This is a genomic window from Vibrio cionasavignyae, from assembly GCF_050337155.1.
Classification (GTDB): domain Bacteria; phylum Pseudomonadota; class Gammaproteobacteria; order Enterobacterales; family Vibrionaceae; genus Vibrio; species Vibrio nomapromontoriensis.
The window spans coordinates 1-1,161 of the sequence record NZ_JAKJSR010000063.1 but is presented as its reverse complement, the minus strand read 5'-3'; the positions used below and the strand labels follow the sequence as shown (position 1 = coordinate 1,161).

The 1,161-nt window shown below is 45.3% G+C and carries 4 tRNA genes and 2 rRNA genes; all 6 read right to left on the bottom strand.

Annotated features, from left to right (window positions below):
* Positions 1-173 (bottom strand): 23S ribosomal RNA (locus L4D74_RS25130); the annotation flags it as partial.
* A 345-nt stretch (positions 174-518) separates the two neighbouring features.
* A tRNA-Val gene (locus L4D74_RS25125) sits at positions 519-594 on the bottom strand.
* Positions 595-636: 42 nt separating this feature from the next.
* Positions 637-712: transfer RNA gene (locus tag L4D74_RS25120), tRNA-Ala, on the bottom strand.
* Positions 713-724: 12 nt separating this feature from the next.
* Positions 725-800 (bottom strand) — tRNA-Lys (locus tag L4D74_RS25115).
* Between the two features lie 2 nt (positions 801-802).
* A tRNA-Glu gene (locus tag L4D74_RS25110) sits at positions 803-878 on the bottom strand.
* A gap of 91 nt (positions 879-969) precedes the next feature.
* A 16S ribosomal RNA gene (locus L4D74_RS25105) occupies positions 970-1,161 on the bottom strand; the annotation flags it as partial.

The window sequence follows — 1,161 nt, the reverse complement described above, 5'->3', positions numbered from 1 at the left end:
TCATTAACCTATGTATTCAGTTAATGATACGTGCTTATGCACGTGGGTTTCCCCATTCGGAAATCCCAGACTCACAGGTTATTACTACCTAATCTGGGCTTATCGCAAGTTATTACGTCCTTCATCGCCTCTGACTGCCAAGGCATCCACCGTGTACGCTTAGTCACTTAACCATACAACCCCAAAAGGTTTCGATTTGATTTCACTTTAAAAAGTGAAGACAAAAAGGTGTATGGCAAACAACCAAAGTCGCTATCTCATTATTTGAATGAGCGAGATAGCATTCGATTTTGCCGGACTCAAATATAAACCTCACAACCGAAGTTGTGCTGTTTCCAAGAACACTTGAATGTGTGTTGGTACCTACATCTTAAAGACATAGGATTTGAGAACTTTTATTTGAACAACATTAAATCAAATGTTGTTCGTCAGCTTTCCAAATTGTTAAAGAGCATGTGTTTACTTAGTTAAAACTAATTAAACCATTTTTAAATACACTTCATAAATGTCTTTAAAGATGGTGGGCGATACCGGGCTCGAACCAGTGACCCCCTCCTTGTAAGGGAGGTGCTCTCCCAACTGAGCTAATCGCCCACATTAGTTTTAATTCCTTCGTGGGAAAGAATATTTCAAGAATGGTGGAGCTATGCGGGATCGAACCGCAGACCTCCTGCGTGCAAGGCAGGCGCTCTCCCAGCTGAGCTATAGCCCCGAGATCTTGAAATGGTGGGTCGTGCAGGATTCGAACCTGCGACCAATTGATTAAAAGTCAACTGCTCTACCAACTGAGCTAACGACCCAATGGTATCCCGTAGGGGAGTCGAACCCCTGTTACCGCCGTGAAAGGGCGGTGTCCTAGGCCTCTAGACGAACGGGACACTAAGTAGTAAGTGTTGGGCACTTACTTATCTCTTTGACATCATAAACCTAATCAATCTGTGTGAACACTCATCAAGACAATCTTTCGTATAAGGAGGTGATCCAGCCCCAGGTTCCCCTAGGGCTACCTTGTTACGACTTCACCCCAGTCATGAACCACAAAGTGGTGAGCGTCCTCCCGAAGGTTAAACTACCCACTTCTTTTGCAGCCCACTCCCATGGTGTGACGGGCGGTGTGTACAAGGCCCGGGAACGTATTCACCGTGGCATTCTGATCCACGA